19 protein-coding genes and 1 pseudogene are annotated in these 19,592 nt (G+C 49.8%); 7 read left to right on the top strand and 13 right to left on the bottom strand.

All coding sequences use genetic code 11. The features are described 5' to 3' along the window. Window positions 1–151: 151 nt before the first annotated feature. The 5 genes from upp (at window position 152) to BerOc1_RS15330 (ending at window position 4,458) form a co-directional block, all read left to right on the top strand. Window positions 152–778 carry a uracil phosphoribosyltransferase gene (upp, locus tag BerOc1_RS15350; protein WP_071546527.1) on the top strand — a complete coding sequence of 209 codons (627 nt, stop codon included), beginning with the start codon at window positions 152–154 and terminating at the stop codon, window positions 776–778. Between the two features lie 96 nt (window positions 779–874). Further along, window positions 875–2,239, top strand: a complete 1,365-nt coding sequence (locus BerOc1_RS15345) for a uracil-xanthine permease family protein (protein WP_071546526.1) — start codon at window positions 875–877, stop codon at window positions 2,237–2,239. Between the two features lie 107 nt (window positions 2,240–2,346). Further along, window positions 2,347–3,105: a glycosyltransferase family 2 protein gene (locus tag BerOc1_RS15340; RefSeq protein ID WP_071546525.1), complete on the top strand. Its 759-nt coding sequence runs from the start codon at window positions 2,347–2,349 to the stop codon at window positions 3,103–3,105. Window positions 3,106–3,207: 102 nt separating this feature from the next. Further along, window positions 3,208–4,029: a mechanosensitive ion channel family protein gene (locus BerOc1_RS15335; protein WP_071546524.1), complete on the top strand. Its 822-nt coding sequence runs from the start codon at window positions 3,208–3,210 to the stop codon at window positions 4,027–4,029. Window positions 4,030–4,044: 15 nt separating this feature from the next. After that, window positions 4,045–4,458: a bacteriohemerythrin gene (locus tag BerOc1_RS15330; RefSeq protein ID WP_071546523.1), complete on the top strand. Its 414-nt coding sequence runs from the start codon at window positions 4,045–4,047 to the stop codon at window positions 4,456–4,458. A 64-nt stretch (window positions 4,459–4,522) separates the two neighbouring features. Here the strand turns inward: BerOc1_RS15330 and hisA are convergent, their stop codons facing one another. Further along, window positions 4,523–5,251 carry a 1-(5-phosphoribosyl)-5-[(5-phosphoribosylamino)methylideneamino]imidazole-4-carboxamide isomerase gene (hisA, locus tag BerOc1_RS15325; protein ID WP_071546522.1) on the bottom strand — a complete coding sequence of 243 codons (729 nt, stop codon included), beginning with the start codon at window positions 5,249–5,251 and terminating at the stop codon, window positions 4,523–4,525. Between the two features lie 174 nt (window positions 5,252–5,425). Between hisA and BerOc1_RS15320 the strand changes: the two genes are divergently transcribed. After that, window positions 5,426–6,175 carry a DUF6998 domain-containing protein gene (locus tag BerOc1_RS15320; RefSeq protein ID WP_207503313.1) on the top strand — a complete coding sequence of 250 codons (750 nt, stop codon included), beginning with the start codon at window positions 5,426–5,428 and terminating at the stop codon, window positions 6,173–6,175. Between the two features lie 2 nt (window positions 6,176–6,177). On the opposite strand, the gene BerOc1_RS18960 is transcribed toward BerOc1_RS15320, so the two are convergent. The 6 genes from BerOc1_RS18960 to BerOc1_RS15285 form a co-directional block, all read right to left on the bottom strand. Then, window positions 6,178–7,260: a hypothetical protein gene (locus tag BerOc1_RS18960; protein WP_129586555.1), complete on the bottom strand. Its 1,083-nt coding sequence runs from the start codon at window positions 7,258–7,260 to the stop codon at window positions 6,178–6,180. Window positions 7,261–7,327: 67 nt separating this feature from the next. Next, window positions 7,328–8,242 (bottom strand): hypothetical protein, encoded by a 915-nt coding sequence (locus BerOc1_RS18955; RefSeq protein ID WP_129586554.1) that lies wholly within the window; start codon window positions 8,240–8,242, stop codon window positions 7,328–7,330. Next, window positions 8,239–8,937, bottom strand: coding sequence for a DUF6946 family protein (locus tag BerOc1_RS15300; RefSeq protein ID WP_071547148.1), 699 nt, complete (start codon window positions 8,935–8,937; stop codon window positions 8,239–8,241). Before BerOc1_RS15300 ends, BerOc1_RS18955 begins: the two co-directional genes overlap by 4 nt. Window positions 8,938–8,949: 12 nt before the next feature. Further along, entirely contained in the window at window positions 8,950–9,219 is a 270-nt protein-coding gene (locus BerOc1_RS18950) for a hypothetical protein (protein WP_129586553.1), read from the bottom strand. Between the two features lie 30 nt (window positions 9,220–9,249). Then, the gene (locus BerOc1_RS15290; RefSeq protein WP_071546517.1) at window positions 9,250–10,389 is read right to left on the bottom strand and encodes a tyrosine-type recombinase/integrase; all 1,140 of its coding nucleotides are present in this window, start codon (window positions 10,387–10,389) and stop codon (window positions 9,250–9,252) included. Between the two features lie 108 nt (window positions 10,390–10,497). Beyond that, on the bottom strand, window positions 10,498–11,052 hold the full coding sequence (locus BerOc1_RS15285) for a tyrosine-type recombinase/integrase (RefSeq protein WP_071546516.1): 555 nt from the start codon (window positions 11,050–11,052) through the stop codon (window positions 10,498–10,500). A 982-nt stretch (window positions 11,053–12,034) separates the two neighbouring features. Here BerOc1_RS15285 and BerOc1_RS15280 point away from each other — a divergent pair. After that, window positions 12,035–12,982: a hypothetical protein gene (locus tag BerOc1_RS15280; protein ID WP_071546515.1), complete on the top strand. Its 948-nt coding sequence runs from the start codon at window positions 12,035–12,037 to the stop codon at window positions 12,980–12,982. A gap of 281 nt (window positions 12,983–13,263) precedes the next feature. Here the strand turns inward: BerOc1_RS15280 and BerOc1_RS15275 are convergent, their stop codons facing one another. From BerOc1_RS15275 to BerOc1_RS19350, 6 genes and pseudogenes are all read right to left on the bottom strand, one after another. After that, the gene (locus tag BerOc1_RS15275) at window positions 13,264–13,686 is read right to left on the bottom strand and encodes a hypothetical protein (protein WP_071546514.1); all 423 of its coding nucleotides are present in this window, start codon (window positions 13,684–13,686) and stop codon (window positions 13,264–13,266) included. A 230-nt stretch (window positions 13,687–13,916) separates the two neighbouring features. After that, window positions 13,917–14,849 (bottom strand): hypothetical protein, encoded by a 933-nt coding sequence (locus BerOc1_RS15270; protein ID WP_071546513.1) that lies wholly within the window; start codon window positions 14,847–14,849, stop codon window positions 13,917–13,919. 61 nt (window positions 14,850–14,910) lie between these two features. After that, a complete protein-coding gene (locus BerOc1_RS15265; RefSeq protein ID WP_129586552.1) occupies window positions 14,911–16,038 on the bottom strand; it encodes a hypothetical protein in 1,128 nt (375 codons plus the stop codon). Between the two features lie 154 nt (window positions 16,039–16,192). Then, window positions 16,193–17,161, bottom strand: a complete 969-nt coding sequence (locus tag BerOc1_RS15260) for a hypothetical protein (protein WP_071546511.1) — start codon at window positions 17,159–17,161, stop codon at window positions 16,193–16,195. Between the two features lie 424 nt (window positions 17,162–17,585). Beyond that, complete coding sequence (locus BerOc1_RS15255; RefSeq protein WP_071546510.1) at window positions 17,586–18,434, bottom strand: hypothetical protein; 849 nt, start codon at window positions 18,432–18,434, stop codon at window positions 17,586–17,588. Window positions 18,435–18,812: 378 nt separating this feature from the next. Beyond that, window positions 18,813–19,214: pseudogene (locus BerOc1_RS19350) on the bottom strand (flagellin); the annotation flags it as partial. Window positions 19,215–19,592: the final 378 nt, after the last annotated feature.

Genomic DNA, 19,592 nt, shown 5'->3' with positions numbered 1-19,592 from the left:
TCATTGGAAAGTAAAATTCAAATTGATTTTATGCACTCGCCGTTTACAAAATTGGCTCTTGACCCTCTCCCCCCATCGGCTTAGAAAAAAGAAATTTTGCGCAATTGAAACTTTCCCCTACATATTATCAAAAACCCAAAGAGAGGCGAAAATGGCCTTACACCTGGTTGACCACCCGCTGATCCGGCACAAGGTTGGTCTGCTCCGCCAGCACGACATTTCCACCAGCCACTTCCGGACGCTGGCCAACGAGATCACCCGGTTGCTGACCTATGAGGCGACCAAGGATTTCGAGACCGAAAAGAAGACCATCAAGGGATGGGCGGGCAAGGTCGAGGTGGACCGCATCAAGGGCAAGAAGGTCACCGTGGTGCCCATCCTGCGCGCAGGCCTGGGCATGATGGACGGCGTGTACGACATGATCCCCGGGGCCAAGGCGTCGGTCGTCGGCTTCTACCGCAACGAGGAGACGCTGGAGCCCGTCCAGTACTACGTCAAGCTGGCCAAACGCATCGAAGAGCGCATGGCCCTGATCCTGGACCCCATGCTGGCCACCGGCGGCACCCTGAACGCGACCATCAAGCTGCTCAAGGAGGCGGGCTGCCAGTCCATTCGCGGCCTGTTCCTGTGCGCCGCGCCCGAAGGCATCGAACGTATCCTGAACGAGCACCCCGACGTGGACATCTACACCGCGGCGGTGGACGAGAGATTGAACGACGTAGGCTATATCATCCCCGGTCTCGGAGACGCGGGGGACAAGATATTCGGCACCAAGTAGGCAAAGGGCACGCTGCACAGCGTGCCTTTTTTTGAGACCGGAGAGCAACACAGGAGTCGGGGGGCTCCGCAACCAATAAGAGAGGAGTGGGTAGCGATGAGTGACGTGCATTCCACCGAGTACAATTTCAGACTGAAGGACGCCCTGCTGGGCGCGCAGATGCTCTTCGTGGCATTCGGCGCGTTGGTCCTGGTGCCCATCCTGACGGGCATCGATTCCAACGTGGCCTTGTTCACGGCGGGCATCGGCACCCTGCTGTTCCAGGTCATCACCAAGGGCAAGGTCCCGGTCTTCCTGGCCTCGTCCTTCGCCTTCCTGCCGCCGCTCTTCGCGGCCCAGCAGGGAGAGTTCACCTATCCGGAAATAATGTGCGGCCTGGCCGCGGCCGGTGTCCTGTACGTGATCATCAGCCTGTGCATCCGCTTTTTCGGCGCGGGCTTCCTGCACAAGCTCCTGCCCCCCATCGTCACCGGCCCGGTGATCATGCTCATAGGCCTGATCCTCTGCCCGGTAGCCGTGAAGATGGCCCTTGGACACAACGGCCAGGTCTGGATCGAACCCGCCGTTCCGTCCATGATCGTGGCCGGCGTGGCCCTGTTGACCACCATCCTGGTCTCCCTGCTCGGCAGGGGCTGGTTCAAGCTCGTGCCCATCCTGTGCGGCATCGTGGCGGGCTACGCCTGTTCCCTGATCCTGGACGCCACCGGCCTGTCCGCCTCCATGTACCAGACCTTCGTGGACTCGGCCGTGGACGGCAAGATCAACGGCATGGGCCTGGCCCCGTGGATGGACGGCACCCTGATCTCGATGGCTCCCGTGAGCCAGGCCAAACTCTTCGCCGTGCCGAACTTCTCCATGCCCACCTGGAGCTGGGAGGCCATCCTCTACGTGGTGCCCATCGCCATCGCCCCTGCCATCGAGCACTTCGGCGACATCCTGGCCATCAGCTCCATCGCGGGCAAGGACTACGTCAAGGACCCGGGCATCCAGAACACCATGCTCGGCGACGGCCTGGCCACCTCCCTGGCCGCCCTGCTCGGCGGCCCGCCCAACACCACCTACTCCGAGGTCTCCGGCGCCGTGGCCCTGACCCGCGCCTTCAATCCGGCGATCATGACCTGGGCCGCCATCGCCGCCATTCTGCTCGCCTTTGTCGGCAAACTCGGCGGATTCCTGAACACCATCCCCATGCCGGTCATGGGCGGCATCATGCTGCTCCTGTTCGGGGCCATCACGGTCATCGGCCTGAGCACCCTGGTCCGCGCCCAGCTCGACCTGCTTCTGCCGCGCAACATGATCATCGTGGCCATCATCCTGGTCTTCGGCCTGGGCGGCATGGTCCTGAACATCGGCATCACCGACCTCAAGGGCATCGGCCTCGGCGCCATCGCGGGCGTGGTCCTGAACCTCATCCTGCCCTGCAAGGACTGCAACGAGGAAAACGACCCCGCCGAGCTCTAGCATCCCGCTCGTCCAAGGCCCCTCTTCGCAGGAAGGGGGGCCTTTTCGTTTCGGATGGACCGGGCCGCCGATAGCGGCTATGATCCCCCTGCCCAAGGAGAAAACCCATGCGCGAAACCGTGACCGGCCTGGTCCTGACCTACAATGGCGAGCGGCTGCTCGAAAAATGCCTCAAGTCCCTCGACTTCTGCGACGAGATCCTGGTGGTGGACTCGCAGTCCACGGACCGCACCCGGGAGATCGCGGAAAAATGCGGCGCTCGGGTCGTGGTCCGGCCCTGGCCCGGCCCGGTGGACCAGTTCCACTTCGCCCTGAAGGAGATCGGCACGACCTGGGTGGTCTCCCTGGACCAGGACGAGCTGCTGACCGGCGAGCTGCGCGCGGCCATCGAGGACAGGCTCAAGGCCGGAGAGCCGGTGGCGGGCTATTACGTGCCGCGCAGCTCATTTTATTTCAACCGGTTCATGAAGCACTCCGGGTGGTACCCGGACTACCTGCTGCGCGTCTTCCGGTCCGGTAAAATGGAGGTCACGGCCTCGGGCGCGCACTACCACTTCCATCCGCTCGGCGAGACGGGGAAGCTGTCCGGCGACATCCTCCACTACCCCTACGAGTCCTTCCGACAGCACATGGACAAGATCAACTACTATGCCGAGGAGGGCGCGGCGGCCCTGCGCGAAAAGGGGCGCAAGGGCGGCCCGGCCCGGGCCCTGCTCCACGCCGCCATGCGCTTTATCAAGCTCTACCTGCTCAAGCTCGGCTTCCTGGACGGCACCGCCGGACTGTGCAACGCGCTGGCCGGGTTCTATTACACTTTCCAGAAGTACATCCGCGTGGAAGAACAAGGGAAATGGGGCGGCGAGTAGACAAAAAGACATCGCATCTTATCAATAAAACTGTTCCGATATTTTTTCCCCTGTGCTAACAATTCGCACGACGAGATCACACTTCATTTTTCCGGAGGAACCATGGACATCAACATCTCCCAGCTGACCGACACGATCATGGCCTACGTCACCCAGTACGGCCTGCGGATCATCGTGGCCCTGCTCATATTCGTCATCGGGCGGATCATCTCCAAGGCCCTGGCCAACGGGACCAAGAGGATCCTGCTCAAGGCCAAGGTGGACGAGACCCTGGCCTCGTTCCTCAAGAACATCACCTATTACGCATTGATCGCCGCCGTGGTCATCGCGGCGCTGGGCCAGGCGGGCATCAACGTGACCAGCTTCCTGGCCGTACTCGGCGCCGCCGGCCTGGCCGTGGGCCTGGCCCTCAAGGACTCCCTGTCCAACTTCGCGGCGGGCGTCATGCTCATCCTGCTCAAGTTCTTCAAGAAGGGCGACTACGTGACCGCGGGCGGCCAGTCCGGAACGGTCACGGCCATCAACATCTTCAACACCGTGCTGACCACCCCGGACAACAGGGTCATCACCGTGCCCAACTCCGCGGTGCTCGGCGGGACCATCGTCAACGTGACGGCCAACGACACCCGGCGCGTGGACATGACGTTCGGCATCGGCTACGACGACGACCTGCTCAAGGCCAAGCAGACCCTGGAGCGCATCGTGTCCGAGGAGCCGCGCGTCTTGCCTGAGCCCGCCCCCGTCATCCAGGTCATGGAGCTGGCCGACTCCTCGGTCAACTTCGTGGTCCGACCGTGGTGCAAGACCTCAGACTACTGGGGCGTGTACTTCGCCCTGACCGAAAAGGTGAAGCTGGTTTTCGACCAGGAAGGCATCTCCATCCCGTTCCCGCAGCAGGATGTGCACATGTACACCGAGAAGTAGCCGGAGGGGCAGCCCATGCCGATCCTCGCCTGGAGCAAGGAGCTGAGCGTCGGTTTCGAGGCCATCGACGACGATCACAGGAAGTTGATCGCTCTGTTCAACGACGCTCACGAAGCGGCCAAGGCCACCGCCCCCAGGGAATTCGTCGAAAAGCTGCTGACCGAACTGATCGAATACACCGGCTGGCACTTCGACCATGAGGAAGGCCTCATGGAACAGCACGGCTACGACATGATCGAAAGCCACAAGCTGGAACACCGGGAACTCGCCGACAACGCCAACATGCTGTACGTGCAGTATCTCGGCGGGGACGACACCGTACCGGGCGTCCTCCTCCCCTTTCTCCGGAACTGGCTGACTGCCCACATCATGGGCTCGGACAGACGCCTTGGAGACTTCCTGAACGGCTATCGGCGCCGGGAACTCTGAACAAACAAAAGGCCCCGCCTGGGCGGGGCCTTTTTCATTCCTGTTTTGCCGGGGAGAATCGGAATTACTGGGCGTCGATCCAGGCGTTGGCCTCTTTGACGTCCAGGGTGCCGACGTAGATGGCGCGGCCGGAGATGGCGCCCTCCAGTCCTTTCTTGGACAGTGGGTAGAGATTCTTGATGTCGTCGAGGGTGTGGACGCCGCCGGCGGCGATGACCGGGACCGAGGTCTTGGCGCACAGCGCTGCCAGGGCGTCGAGGTTGACGCCGGTCTGCATGCCGTCTCGGGCGATGTCGGTGTAGACGATGAAGCAGATGCCGTCGTTCTCGAGGCGCGGCAGGACGTCGTCGATGGTCAGCCCCGCGTCCTCGACCCAGCCCTTGGTCTTGAGCCTGCCGTCCACGGCGTCCAGGGAGACGCCGATGCGGCCGGGCAGCGCCTTGCACAGATCGGAAAAAAGCTGCGGTTTTTCCAGGGCCATGGTGCCGATGATCAGACGGCGCACGCCCGCCTCGATGTACTTCCGGGCCGTGGCGATGTCGCGGATGCCGCCGCCCAGCTGGACCGGGATGTCGATCTCGGAGCAGATGGCCTTGATCAGGCCGAAGTTCTTGGGCACGCCGGAAAAGGCCCCGTCCAGGTCCACCACGTGGAGGTAGCGCGCGCCGAGGTCTTTCCAGTAGCGCGCCTGGGCGACGGGGTCCGAGGCGAATACGGTGACCTCGTCCTCCTTGCCCTGGGCCAGGCGGACGCATTCACCGTTCTTGATGTCGACAGCGGGAAAAAGAATCATAATCCAAATCCTTATATCTAACTATTTGAAATTATTAAATATTTTAAACGCATTTTCATGCATTATTCACCATTTTGCCAACTCTAGGTTGGCGTGGATGTACGATTTACACACAGAATCGAAGTCCATTCTGGATGCAGATAAAAATCGAAAATTACCCACATCGGATATTCTATGCAGTTGGACGTTCTTTGTGCTAGAGAATTCTTGTGGTTGCAGCTCTTGTCGCGAACTCAAACCAGAGAGATTTTACTCATGGCCCTAACCCAAATCCAGATCATACAATCTCTAGGCGAAGCCTTATCCTGGATGGAAAAAGAAATCAATTGGGGAGTACCCGTAACCGAGCTTCGCCACCTTTCTGGTAGAATCGGAGAACTGTACGCAGCCCTGATCTCAAATGGGCAGATGGCAACCGAGGTCAACCAAAAGGGGTATGATGTTGTCAGCGAAAACCGTGGTCGAATTTCAGTCAAAACGACAGCGCAGAACACCTATACAGGACACTTCAGTTTCAACCCCAATACGTTAGATCAAGTAGACTGGATTATTGCTCTAAAGATCGACACTGACGAGATGGAAATTCAGCTCCTCTTGGATGCGAAAAAAGAAGAAGCTCTCGAACTCATGCGGGAATCAAAAGGTCATTACACTCTCCCGATGAGTAAGCTGGCACCAACGCCTGACAGCTCAAAGCCCATCAAATACGTCAACGAAGTTCAGCATGGTGAATACACTGTACGAGAAGCAGAAACCGGCTCATTTGAAATACTAAAAGGTTCTGAAAGCATCTCGCCGGTAAAACCAACGATGAGAAAGATCGCCAAAGAGATAGGAGTTGATCTGACCAATATAAATGGCAATACGAAAAACACCCGCCAATTGGGGGCGAGTGTTATTCAGGCTTTACAGGATATTTCCTAGTGCTATTCTGATTCGTCATCAAATTGCTTTTTCAATTTCTTGATCGGGTCAACCTTCTCTGCGACTCCTCTCCCCCATTGCACATACTCTTTTGCCTTTGGGTTGTCGGGATATGTACTTTCAACCGCATCGAGGAAAGCCTCAAGTTTTGCAAAAACATCCCACTCCTCGGCAGTTTTCAGTAAACGCTTCTCCTTTTCAATCTCAGCAAGCCTGCGCTGTTCTTCTTGTCTCCGAATTTCTCGCAGCCTAGCTTCTTCTCTAGCCTTTATTGCTTCCTGTTTTATGGCCTCATTGAAACGATAAAACTCCTGCAATATTGATTTAAAATGACCATCTAATTTGGTCTTTGCATTTTCTTTCCACTCGCCTTTTACTCTGTAATAAGCATTGTGAATTCTAAATGAGAAGTAACCCGTTGGTGTAAACTGATACCGATCATAGCCTAGAAACGAATTCTCTCCATGAACTGGCTCTGGAGTTTGGGACCTTTTTCCTGTCTCATAAATACCAACCTGGATAGCTGACTCTTTAAAAGAGATAACAGTCTTGACCCATTGGTAATCTTTTACAAATCTCACTTCAGCTCCCATACGCTCTACCGTTTTCAACAAAGAATCAAAAAACAGTAACGCACGATCCAGGGACGCTGGTGAGACTTGAATATCCAAAACCTCTTTATACCTAAGATCATACACATTACGCAGACGATCAGGCTTTGCCTTTTTAAACATCGCCTTCGCTTCACGAACAAGAGGGTGCTGAGAACGAAGAGAACCTTTCACGATCTTGATATCGTCTGGGACCTCAACATGAAACTTTTCTTTTTTAGGAACAGGCGGGGCTGGATTGTATTGAACTAAAGAAACTCCTTTCAGCGAAAGAGGCTTCAAAGGTGTCTTCTTAACTTTTGCGTAAGACTTCTTCTTGGCCCAATACCCTCTCGGTGGCTTTGGGACCTCCATCTTACGGCACCATTTAGCAATAGCACTGTCCGATATGTTGAAGTCCTTTGCTAACTGGCTGGTAGGCTTCTCCCATACCAACTCGTATAACTCTTCACGGGTAAGGACTTTGTTCGTCATAAAAAACTTAAATAAACAAACCGCTTATCATTGAGCCATACGCTCTACCATTATGCATATCCTTAAACTAGCCTTCTACTAAACTCATCATACTTCTCTCCGTATAATCGGGAAAATCTACAAAAGCGGTAAAATCAGGTACGTGCTTTTTATAAATACTATAAACTCGTTTTACCATCCCTCTTCTCCGATCAGGACTCATTGCTTGAAAACAATCGGAGCTAACACTAAACGATTCTCCTTGAAGGAAATTGTCCAAAGTTTCGGACAAAACATGTGTAGTCGCGCCAAGTTGAACACGTCCTTCTTTTGATACTGCATTCCATGCAAAAAGAGGTGACCAACGTAATCGAATAACCGCCAGAGACAATTTTGCAGTAAGGGATCGTGCACACTCTCCGCAACCATCACTACAATCCATCCCTCGCCTGCCAGCCAACCGATACCACTTAAACTCATCGATAACGCTAAAGTCGGTGCACAGAGTTAATGGGCAAAAGACTTTCTTCCTTCCAAAGCAGTACCCTGTAATCTCTGAAGGAAAGTCGGTATCCATAAATATCCGCGCGCCCTTTCCACTTGCTTCTAACTTAACAGCTCGCGTTACAGCATCACCAACTAAAAACTTACTGCTTTGACTCTTTTTATTCTCACATACAGTCTCACCATAGGATAATCCGCCACGACACAAAATGCCTACAGATAGTAATCGCCACATTAAATCCGGCAGGGCATAAAGCATGTCATCTGCTTTTTGTGTCCACAGAAACGCGGAGTCTGACAAAAGCGAGTAGCCCAAACGATATTTGCGAGAAACTTCTTGAACTATCTTGCGATATTTTTTGACCAGTTCGATTGAAAGCATCAGATTTTTATTGTCGCATTTACCACGGAGAAACGGATGTTCTTCGACTTGGACACTTTTGTTTGTCAAAGCACCAAACCCAATAATATCTAGATAAGCTACAGCTCGATTTTTCACTTTTCACCTTCAATACTCATCACCTTTGAAACTCCCTTGGCCCAACCACAATATAGCTTCACGTTTGAACCTCGGAAGGCTTCTTGAAGAACGCCCATCTGCGCTTGAACTCCATACAAATCCAAGAACGCCGAGTAGTCATTGAACCATTCATTTTCCTCTGAAAACGAATGGACCAACATGATCGCACTGGTCGCATGAAATTGCTCTGCCACGATAAGAGGCGAAGCGGTCCGATGTAGGAGCTGATACCGAACTTCGTCAGCAAGAACTCCGTCTAGTTGCAACACTTCCTGTAGGTATGCCAACCGCCTCAGCTTGCCCTCTGATCCATTGGCTCTCCACTCTCCGAGAGTTGGACCAAATGACTCATATGCTTTCCCTTCAATCATAATGACGACAAGCTCATCATCATTTCTAGCCATCACGAAAAGGTCATTCTGAGAGGGCCTGCTCCCACCCGGCAAGGAAACTTGGTATTCTGGAACGGCAAACAGTATTTCAAGATTCTGAAATACCGACTGTGTATTCAAAACAGCTTGAATTTCAGCCGGAAAGCCTTTTGACATTTCCCAGCTATAAGCCAGTTCTTTAGCGGAGTAGCCCGTCTTCCATTGTTTGACAGGATCAGCAAGAAACTGCCGCCAATCGTCGGGGCCTTTGCTTGGTACATAGAATGAGGAGAGCTTTTTCATACTCATCCCAGGCTACTCGCTTTGGTCCTCTTCAAAGCTCAAGTTATCCTCGATCTCCTTTTGCACCTCTTCAGGAGTATCCTTTCTAAAAACAATACGCCGAGTCCCATCAGGCAACTCTTCGACAGACTCAACATATTCAGCCAACTTTTCAGGCAAGACCGAAATTACTTTGGAAAAGACTTCATCAGCAGAATCGTTCTTAGTGATCAGTTGATGTAAACCCCAACCAAAGAGAGAACCACCAACTCCAACAGCAAGCCACGGAAGGAAAAATGCCATAACAACTCCAACCTGTTAAATATTATAGCGCTACCCATCACCGCCTATATAGCCGATATCTTTAATCTTAAACTTCTTCTTTTTCTTCTTACGCTGAGAGGCCCCAGCCATCTTCGCTTTACGTTCCTGATGTTTACTAACAGTATCACCATCCTCACGAACCCTAGGGACAGCCTCAACAGATTTTCGCTTCGCTTCCTCAAGAGGCTGAAAATAAACTCTTGTTGTCGTTGAAATATCACTGTGCCCAAGAATTGATGCTATCGCCGCTGGATCACCTCCCGATGCGCCAGAGTAAGTCGCATGCATGTGTCGAAGATCATACATCCGAAACGGCTTAGTGATCCCAGCTTTCTTTAAAGCATTCTGCAAGGAAGTAGTAACTCGGTTAATGGGCTTCCCATTACGTTCAATGACATGATCAGTCTTAGCTTTCCTCTTTGCCCTTTTGAGGATTGGACGCAAAGCTTGGGAGATCGGGATTACCCCGTAGTTGTTTGTCTTACTGCGAAATATCCGTATTTCATCCCGCTCGAAATCGACATCATCCCACTTCATTGCAAACAATTCAGTTACTCCAGGTCTAACACCTGTATAATACGTAACCAGGATTGCCAGCTTGAGGTGTGGTGGCGAATGCTTGAGAAGCTTACCAAGCTCATCAAGGTTTATCTCAAACCTCCTGGGAGGGACTTTTTTCTTTTTCCAATGCTGTAATGGATTTACTTCCATATACCCATGACGAATTCCAAAATTGAACACGGAGCTTAGATACGCCAGCCAATTGTTTATTGTTGACTGTGATTTATTCGGATAGCGCTCAATAAAATCCATCACATGCTTATATGTCAGTTCATCGACAGGCTTACTTGGAAGATGCAAAAAGACTTTCTTCTTAAAATGAGATTTTAAAGATTCTGCCTGCTTCTTACTTTGACCACGCAGGACATAATCTTTGATATATAATTCAAATAATTCTTCTAAGTACATCGCTGATCCCGAAATAAGAATAGCTGATTTTCTTTTCTTTTTGGCAAGCTTGACTTCAAGGTCAAACACCTCTGCCTTATCCTTACCGCGCAGCCCTACCCCGAAGTGCTTGTTCCGCTGCTTTCCAGCCGCATCCCGATAGCGGACAAAATAACTGTTTCCACGCTTGTGTACGCTCATGCTCGACTCCCATCACCGAGCATTGTCGGTGAGTCTATATAACAGTGTAAAAAAAGGAAAGGGACCTCGGCATAGAGCTTCGCCAAGGTCCCGTCAGGGTTCAGCAATCTAGATCGTATTGAGTAGGATTTCCTCGACCTCCTCGGCCTGGATTCCCAAGTATCGCCTTGTTATTGAGGGCGTTGCATGGTTGAGCCGCTGGCACAACACCTCCCATGGGGTGCCATAGTGGATCCTCTGGACATAGCAGAACGTCTTCCTGAGGCTATGCGCCCCAAAATTACCTGAGATATTGAGCGATGAAGCCCATTCTTTCACTAAGCCAGTCACTCGGTAAGTTGTGATCGGGTTAAAACCCTTTCGACTTGGGAAAAGATACTGATCTGTTTCCGGTTCAAGTTCATCCATGTAGAACTTGAAACAGTCGGCGATCTCTTTGTTCACTATGACCACATTTTCCTTGTTGGTCTTTGATTCGCGAACTGTGATGCGATCACCGATCTTCTTGCCTTCCAGATCACTCACACGGAGCCGCAATAGATCGATGCTTCTCAGGCCCGCGTTGATTCCCATTGTGAAAAGCAACAAATCCCTGGGCTTTGATCTGAGCAGCTTCTTGATGTTTCTGATGTCCTTCAAATTGGTAAAAGGCTGCACCTTCATTTGTTCCCTCCTGAATGTTCGAATTTATTGGAATAATGGTAGATTGTTCCATTCAAAACGGCACGATGGAGCTGAGCTTTTGTTTGGCTTGGGTAACCCGTTGTCATCCTTCGCCAAATCTGAGGACAGCTTTCGAATGTACGTTTCTTTTATGAAAACGTGCATTCAACCACCTAGGATTTAATATCTATTTGAAGGTACGAAAAAGCACAGGCAGATGATGCAGGATTTGCCGTTAAAGAAATCCGAGAAACAAAAAGAAGGAAATGCCCATTAAGAGCACCTCCTTCTCCAAATACTCTTTCATCGCTTTTTCCTGAATGCTTCATCGATGAGGATGATCGCTATGGTCTTCACAGAATGTTTGAGTATTTTAACGGCTGTCTTGGACTTGAGAATCTTAATGATGATCGCTCTATGAGCAACCACACTTCGAACCATTCGTCCTCCTTCTGCAAAAGGGTTGAACCATTACCCCTTAATATCTCTATCTATTGATCCTTAATGACATTCTTCTGGCTTTGATGGCTCTTTGAGAAAGAGTAAATTATTTACAGATATAATAGAATTCAGAAACACCTCATTCGAGTTGCATTTGATTGAGAGGAGTGATTTGCGGAATGAAAAAATGATGAATTTCAAAACAATATATTATTATAATTACTATTTTAAAATATTAATAATTCATTAAATGGTATACTCATTATCTAATTCAGTCATAATAAATAATATTATCATCATTCATCATTAAAAATGTTATTAATATTATGATTGTTGACTAATATACAACACTTCATCTGTTACTGCGGTCTTTATTAGTAACAGTCACTCCGTCAAATCTTCCCGCCACCGTCAACGGTCCTCAAAGCTCCCGCTCCATGGGAGCTTTTCTATTTGTGTCTCCTGGTTCTTCTACGTCACGCGACAAACCGATCCAGCAGCAACAATTCGAATTCATCTTTCACTTCAACAGGATTTACTTATGAAAAAATACAAACCTGATTCATTTGCCGAGTATCAAGAGCTGTCCGATTCATTCATGGACTTCGAATTCAGCTCCATCGAAATCAAACCGAGCATCGACTACCTAAAGTTCTCGATCAGCTTCATAGACCTTCCATCAAGAAACGTTTCTGACTATCTGAAGGAAAATGGCTTTGAAATAACAAGAAGCTATCCCGATGGTGGAGATGCAACCATCACCAACATTCAGGCGCAGATCAGTATCGGGGGTAAATGGTACGGGCTTTTCTGCAAAGTGGTTCCGAAATGCTTCAGGACGACTTTCAGAATGGTTGATCCAGACAAGAATTTTTTCAACCATATGTTTGGAATGATGTATTATCCTTACGTGTTGTCCGAGGTTGAGTATTCACTTGATTTTCATGGTTGTGATAACGGCGAAATGTTCAGCTTTCTCGCCTCTCACGGCAATCTCAAGAAGCCCGGCAACCTCTTCACTGTGGATGAATACGACTACCCTCCCACGCAATACTTCAACAACGTCCGTGACACCAATCAAGTCGGCTGCAAAGTCTACATCAAAGAAAAAGAAGCCCTGGTCTTCGTGCGCCTCGAAGTGTCCATCAAGCAGAGACAGTTTCGCGTATTGGGAATTGACAGCTTGTTCGGTGCCACTCAGGTCACGGCAGATGAAGTCTTTCGCAAGTTGCAAATTCAAGCGTTTGATTTCGAGAACTTCCTGAAGAACCTGGGTATCCAAGGATACGAATACCAAGACTTTGAACAAGACATCATGGGAGCCATGAACGGTAACGCGAACTGCGGAGGGCTTACGGCAGTGAAGAAGATGGCTGAAGCTTTCAAGCCAAATCCTGCATATTACTTTAAGACACACCCATTTCAGGACGCATTTCATAGTGCAATCAAAAACATGACGTTCGTTCCTTCAGGAGCGGTAACTGACTAATGAAAAACAAGGCATAGTCCAAGGGATAGAAGAACGGAGAACAACGCCATGGGAGGTTAACCCTAAAGAGGTTATTGACTTCGCCATGTTCTCGCCTTCAATGCGTACAACATTTTGTCTGTAGTACACTGAAAGCCCGAAAGGTACGGGCGACAATGGGAATGGGGGACTCATTCCCGACTCATACAGTGAACGCACTCTGTCCCTCATTGCTCCAGGGTGCATCACCTTCAAAAAAAGACTGGAAGCCGCAGTGTTCATCCCGCTACGGCTTCCTCTTTTTAGTCCTCAATCCCGTCTTCCGAAGGTTCCGAGAACTCGACAGATTCAATGGGGTCTTCCACCTGATCGACGATACGAGTCAGCACGATCTTTTCGTTGTCGATTTCGATTTCGAACTGATCGTTATGCTGGTAGGTCGATCCCGGAAAATCCAGCATCCGCTTCGTCAGACGCAACTCGTTTTTGAAGTTGATCATGGGGCGGCGAAGATTTCGCACATACAGCCCCGGCACGTCATAGAACTGGCGGTCCTGGTTGATAAGCTTGAGTACGTGCTGCCGCAGAGACTGCTTGGACACAATACCCAAAGCACTTTGAATTTCATCCGCAGTCTTCCCCTCGGTAACCAACGTCCGAAGAGTCGCCGGATCATACTTACTCTCGAAATGCATCTTGGATTCCTGAGTTTTCTTCTTAGCCATAGTTCCTCCTGGTTTTATTTCATAATATCTATACATTTCAGGAGAAAATCACGGGCTGGTGGTTTATTAGGAATTCATCCATTGAAGGAGTGATAAAGACAAAGTTGACTCGTTAAACTAATTCCAAAAAGCCGGTATACCGGCTTTCCGGTTTGAGCTGAAATAAACAGCAAAAAGGCTGACCAAGATACGCTCCTGGTCAGCCTTTTTTTACCCATTGGGATGTCATTCTATGGAAGTAACGGCGAGTTGTTCACTTCGTATTCAAGGTTGGCGAAATACAGCATGTTCACCAACTCCCGGTAGAAGTCACCATCATCGGTTTTGAATGCTTCGAAATCCAGGTCCAGATTGTGAGCGATGTACCGCTTGAAGTCGTCCAGGTACTTATATTCGTGGTAGTAGTAACCCTTACCTTCATCCGGCTTTTCCTGGTACTTCGGGAAATAGATTACATCAGTCTTATCCAGCCCCTTGTTTTCAGGATTCCAATACAGGACCTTGCCACGAGTTCCGTAGTCAAGAAACGTCTTGGAATCGCATGAATACAGCGGCACATGATTGATAATCTTCGGAGTGGTCTTGCCAAAGAGATGGACCTTGATACCTGCTTGGTAAAGCCGATCCACTACGGGATAGAGCACACGCAGATCATCCCGCCCTTTGCACTGCCCAATGGCAACCATATCGTATTCATTGTCGATAAAGTAGCTGATCTCGTTGGGATCGTAGATATTATGGATAACAGGAATCGCGTTAACGCCAATGTCTTCCATTTCATGCAGCCGCCCAAGATTGTGCTCCATGCTGTCGAGATCAAAACGATCATCCATGCTGATGATATGATCATACTGTTCATGGGCCAGCTCGGTGTACGCCTTATACGCCTCGAACAGTTCATCAGAAGCTCGCTCCCTTTCGTCCTCTGAGCGATTCCTGTACTCCTGCTGTAAGCTGAACGCACCACAATCCAGCATAAGCTCTCCAATGCGCTCCCGGTTCTTAATCGTATATCGGGTGGGCTTCAGGTCTCCCCGGCTGAGCGGGTAGATGTCATAGTAGGTTATAAGCACGTTGGGCTTGTATACAGTCACCCTCTTGGCAAACTCCTGAACCAGTCGGATTAACGGTGACGAGATAAATATCTTGATGTTCGAATTCATTCTAGATTCCTTCCTTCACCCCCGACCGCCTCACGACAGCCGGGGGTGTTTACTAGTTGGGTTAAGCGTGACTACGGAGGGTGGAGCGCAGCTTCTGAAGACTTTCGATCAGTTCATCTATGGCTTCGAGATCAACAGAGCCTTCGAACTCTTCCTTTCTAAAGGCTTCCTTCAGAGAAGAACCAAGCTTTGAAACCTGCGTGTCAATATTCTTGATCTTCCTATCGACGATGGAAGCATCGGGAGTAGCTTCGAGAAGCAGCCCTTCACGTTCTCCACCGGCAGCCCTGACCGCATCCAAGTATTTACCAGGAGCCTTCTCATCCTTCTGGGCGATGAGAGCCATGTACTTTCGATCCGCGCCAGTGATCTTGAGCTTTGCCTTAAAGAACTTCTCAATAACATCGGGAGACACGTTGATCTTCTTCTGTGCGAGGTCATAGTGAGCCATGATAGAATCAATCTTTGTACGATTGTTTTCGAAAGGCTGTCCCATAGTGACACCGTGCTCCCTAAGCATCATTCCAATCGGGTCATCTGAAAGAGTGGTCTGCTGCTTTACTGTCAACTTATTGTAGTACCGACCAAACTCAGACAGTCGTTCCACACCTAAATCAAAGTAGTTTTCCACTCCAGGAAGGCTCGCAATACGCATCCGATTTTCACGAGCAGTTTTATTGATTTCGGGGAAAGTCTCATCTGCCCACTTCATCCAACCACCTTCGCGGCTACGAAGAAACTTAAGCTGATTGAGATAAACTCCAGCAACATATGCCTTTGCAGATACAATCTTACTGGCTTTCGCAAAGACGTCCTTGTAATCAGCGTCAGACTCTCGCACCTTGGTAATCAAGAACTTTTTATCAGTGATATTAGGCACCTCTTCCTTGAGCTTCGCCAAAAGGTCATCGTAGGAATAATCCTTGATTACCTCTTCAGAATCTTCAGGAACACCGCCAAGTCCTCCAGTGCCTCCAGCAAGGGTCTTCTTGTTCTCTTCCTGAAGCACTGCATCAAAACCAAGAGGCTGATCGCTGTATCCACCGGGCAGTCCGGGACCGCCAGTACCGGAAGTGTATTCCTCGCCGCCGCGCTGATTCATGTTCTGCTTTTCCATCTTCATTTCCTTCTTGTTTTCATGGTTGTTGTTCTGAGCCTGAGACACGTTCTGGTTGTTATTTTTCGACATGAAAAAAACCTCCATTTCATAGTTTGCTTTCCCGACTTGGATGAAGTGCCGTTCACTTCACCGCCGCCGTTGATTGCAAGCTATGGAAAGGAGGTTCAGAACTCTCGCCAAACTCTGAGAAACAATTTGGCAGAAGATGAAAATCTAGAAAGTTTTAATCATTCAGGTTGAATACGTACATATCTTTTATACATCTATCTGTTGCGGAAAAATACCCTTGAATACGCTTTCGGCGTGACAAGAACTGGCTGAATGGTTTTTCGCCACCCATTCCAGCCTCTTCGATCTTCGCTGTGACTTGCTCATAAGCGTCCATGAACCCCGCATCCAGATCATCGGGGTTTGCTTCAAATGCTCGGTCCCACATCCAAAGCACTGCCAGCCGAACCAGATCGGAGTTGTTGATATGCTTTCCGGCGATGCTGAGCTGGTAGGCAGCGTTGGGAGTCGCCTCGTCCAAGACCTGTTCCCCATGCTCCTCAAAGAGAGCCTTGTGAAGCATATTCAAAACTTGGACCTCATGTCCGATCTTCGCCAACCTATCCAACGAAACATTGGGGTTGATGGGAACGGTTGCATCAGCCTCTCCAAACACTAGGACATGAGAGGGAGCATTACCATCTATCTGGACGATCCAGTCATGGTGCATCTTGAGCATGGCTGTCATATCCGCAAGGCTTTCCACCTCAAAGGAGACTGGCTCTTCGGTAAGAGATTTAGACAAATTTTCTAGAGTCTTAGAGAAGTATTCTTCTGTATCCATACCTATGGATGGGTCACGAAAGATTCGCTTGAACTTCCGGTCAAACTGAAATCCGAGAAGCGACCACTTTATGAAAGCTCGCCTTGCCTCCTTGCCATGCTCATCTTCAAGATGTCGGCAATACGGGTTGTCCATGATCGCATCATCATATTGCGGGTCTGAGTAATACTCTTTGAGCTTATGGGCGAATTCTTCGGAACACAGATATTCCCATTCTCCAATGTCATCGAAGTAAAGGATGTAACGCTCAATCACTTCACACCAGCGTCGATACTCCGGGTTTCTTCGCTGGTATTCCCAATGCCAGAAAGCGACATTCCTCAGCCGGTCATATCCGTCCTTGGGTATGGATTGTGCCATTCACATGCTCCTCAGTTTGATCATAGGGACACTCAGTATTCGGTTCAGCCACGCAAAAAGTGGAGAAACAGCTACTAAGTATCCAGCTAAACCATGAAGAGCAACACTGGTATTCGCTACAAGTCTCATCAAAAATCAAAAAGCCGGTAAACCGGCTTTCCAGAATTAGGTGAACGCCTCACCAAAACGGACATTGGGATTTCCTGGCCCCCTCCTGCGATTTTGCCTGTGGAGCTTGACCAGCCATCAGATTTCAAATTCAAATTGCAGGGAGGTCCCATTTTGCGCGAAGGGAAGACCACCCTGCAACTCATTTTGGGAGGTTCGAACTATTGGAAGGCCCAGATTTGACCGGGGAAGTCGGATTCAATGCGAATCAAGAAAGAACAGTTTATGGGGGAATTGATCTCCGCCCCGATCTTTTCTACGAAGTCTGAGAGGTCCCATTCGCAGCAAGTTCAAACAGGCTTCCGATTTGTGGCTGCATTTCCTTGTGAGCAATCTTATCAGCATCATTGATAAGGAACACCCGCTTCAAGGAACCATTCGCCTTATGCGCCGCTCTCGCTTCGATAAAGCCATCACTGTGACCAATCAGCGCAACAATCACTTTGGACCCATCAGTCTTGTTGATTTGGGAGATGAATGTCTGTTCGGCAGCTTCTTTGAATTTCCATGAGATGGACTTCTCTTTGGTGAGCGCAATTATCTTGTCCAGAAGTGATATGGTTTGCTGATCCTTCTTGGTGACAAGCGGGAGTGCAACATCATCCAGCACAACGATCTGGACCAGCTCAAACACTTCCTTCATTGCGTCCTGAATCTCAGAGTTAATGGAGTCGCTGCCATGAGGTACGTGCATAGCCATAAGGGGTTTATCATCTTTGATCCACAAGACCTCGAACTGAACTTCACCGTCCTCTCTGAGATAGAGTGCATATTGGGCCTCGCCAACGGCATCCTCCGTTTTGGCGACAAAGAAGTCTTCTTCAAAATACTCCCAATCCAATTCTCCAGTGAGAGTTCCTTGCCGAAGGTTTTTGAATTGAAAGCGCAAGCTGTTCAGGAGGTACCGAGAGTCTGTCGAAGGAAGTGCGATTTGCTCAATGGTTTTCTCGATAGAAGCTGGGGGAGGGGGAGAAGAGAACTCATTTTTAATGGCGTTGATTGCATTAAAAATGCCTTTACCCAAGTTAGTCGCACCTTTCAGAACCTCAATGCACAGCTCAGGATTATTCCGCATGGCGGTTGTTGCAAATTCCCACTTGTTCACTTCACGACTCCAGAAGGCTAGAAGAAATCAAATGCCGAATGTTTACTGCGATGTAAGGAAAGAATCAATCGCCGAATGGCAATCAAGCAATCCCGCCGTTCAATAAAGCAAATAAAAACTTCTTCCGAAACGTCGAGGTCCCGGAAGAAGCCTGTTCTAGTGTCCAAAAGCACACTGTCCAATGATGAAAGCCACTCCGATAACCAAAGCGATTTTGAAAAGGTAGAGAATCCCCGCTTTGGCAGAAAGCTTGGCTCCACAATTGAAACACTTGTCAGCTTTCAGAAGGTTCTCAACTCCACACTTGTGGCACTTCTTCGTTTGCATAAGACACTCCTTTTACTAGGATATATCTATGCAAATCGATTCATTATGAAATTAGCCACCAATAAGCTGCATAGCCATACGGGGTAAGCTGTTCGCCTGGGCCAGCATCGCTACTGCGGATTGGGTGAGTATCTGTCGGCGCACGAATTCGGTCATTTCCTGGGCCACATCTACGTCTGAAATACGGGATTCTGAGGCTTGTAAGTTCTCAGCTTGGATTTCCAGATTTGAAATGGTGTTTTCCAAACGATTTTGCATGGCACCAAGATGGGCACGAACACCATCCTTGTAGACTATGGCTTCATCAATTTGTCCAAGAGCCTCCTGTGCGTTGCTTTGAGTCTGAACTCTCGTGTTTTCAACTCCAAGAGCCTCCGTGGTCACCGAACCAATAGCGACATCATAGTAATCCTCTGCGCTGTCGTTCCCTGTCCCGAAGTGAACCAATACGTCTTGCTCTTCAAGCTGCGTCGATGTCGAGCTTGTGGAAGATTGATTATACAAATCGACAACTTCATCCTCGGTCAGTCCGGTTGAGTAGATTCTGAAGTCTTCCACATTCCCGATAAAACGAGCCGCGTTTCTGCGCCCGCCATCGGTCCAGTAGTTCATCCCGATATTGTGTTCATCCGCGTATGCCGGATCAGCTGCTCCTATCGCTGCTGGCGTGGTGTCTTGGGCAACGAGCGTATCATTTTTATATACGCTGAAGCTGTCACCTGTGAGACTCATGGTCCACCGAATGTAGGTATCTCGATCTGCTACATTATCGAACGGGACATTGAGGACATTGCTTCCCGCGCGGAACTGGATATTAGTCCCGCTCCTGTG

Source organism: Pseudodesulfovibrio hydrargyri, assembly GCF_001874525.1.
Classification (GTDB): domain Bacteria; phylum Desulfobacterota; class Desulfovibrionia; order Desulfovibrionales; family Desulfovibrionaceae; genus Pseudodesulfovibrio; species Pseudodesulfovibrio hydrargyri.
The sequence above is the reverse complement of the archived record's forward strand: the minus strand, read 5'-3'. Positions and strand labels throughout refer to the sequence as shown.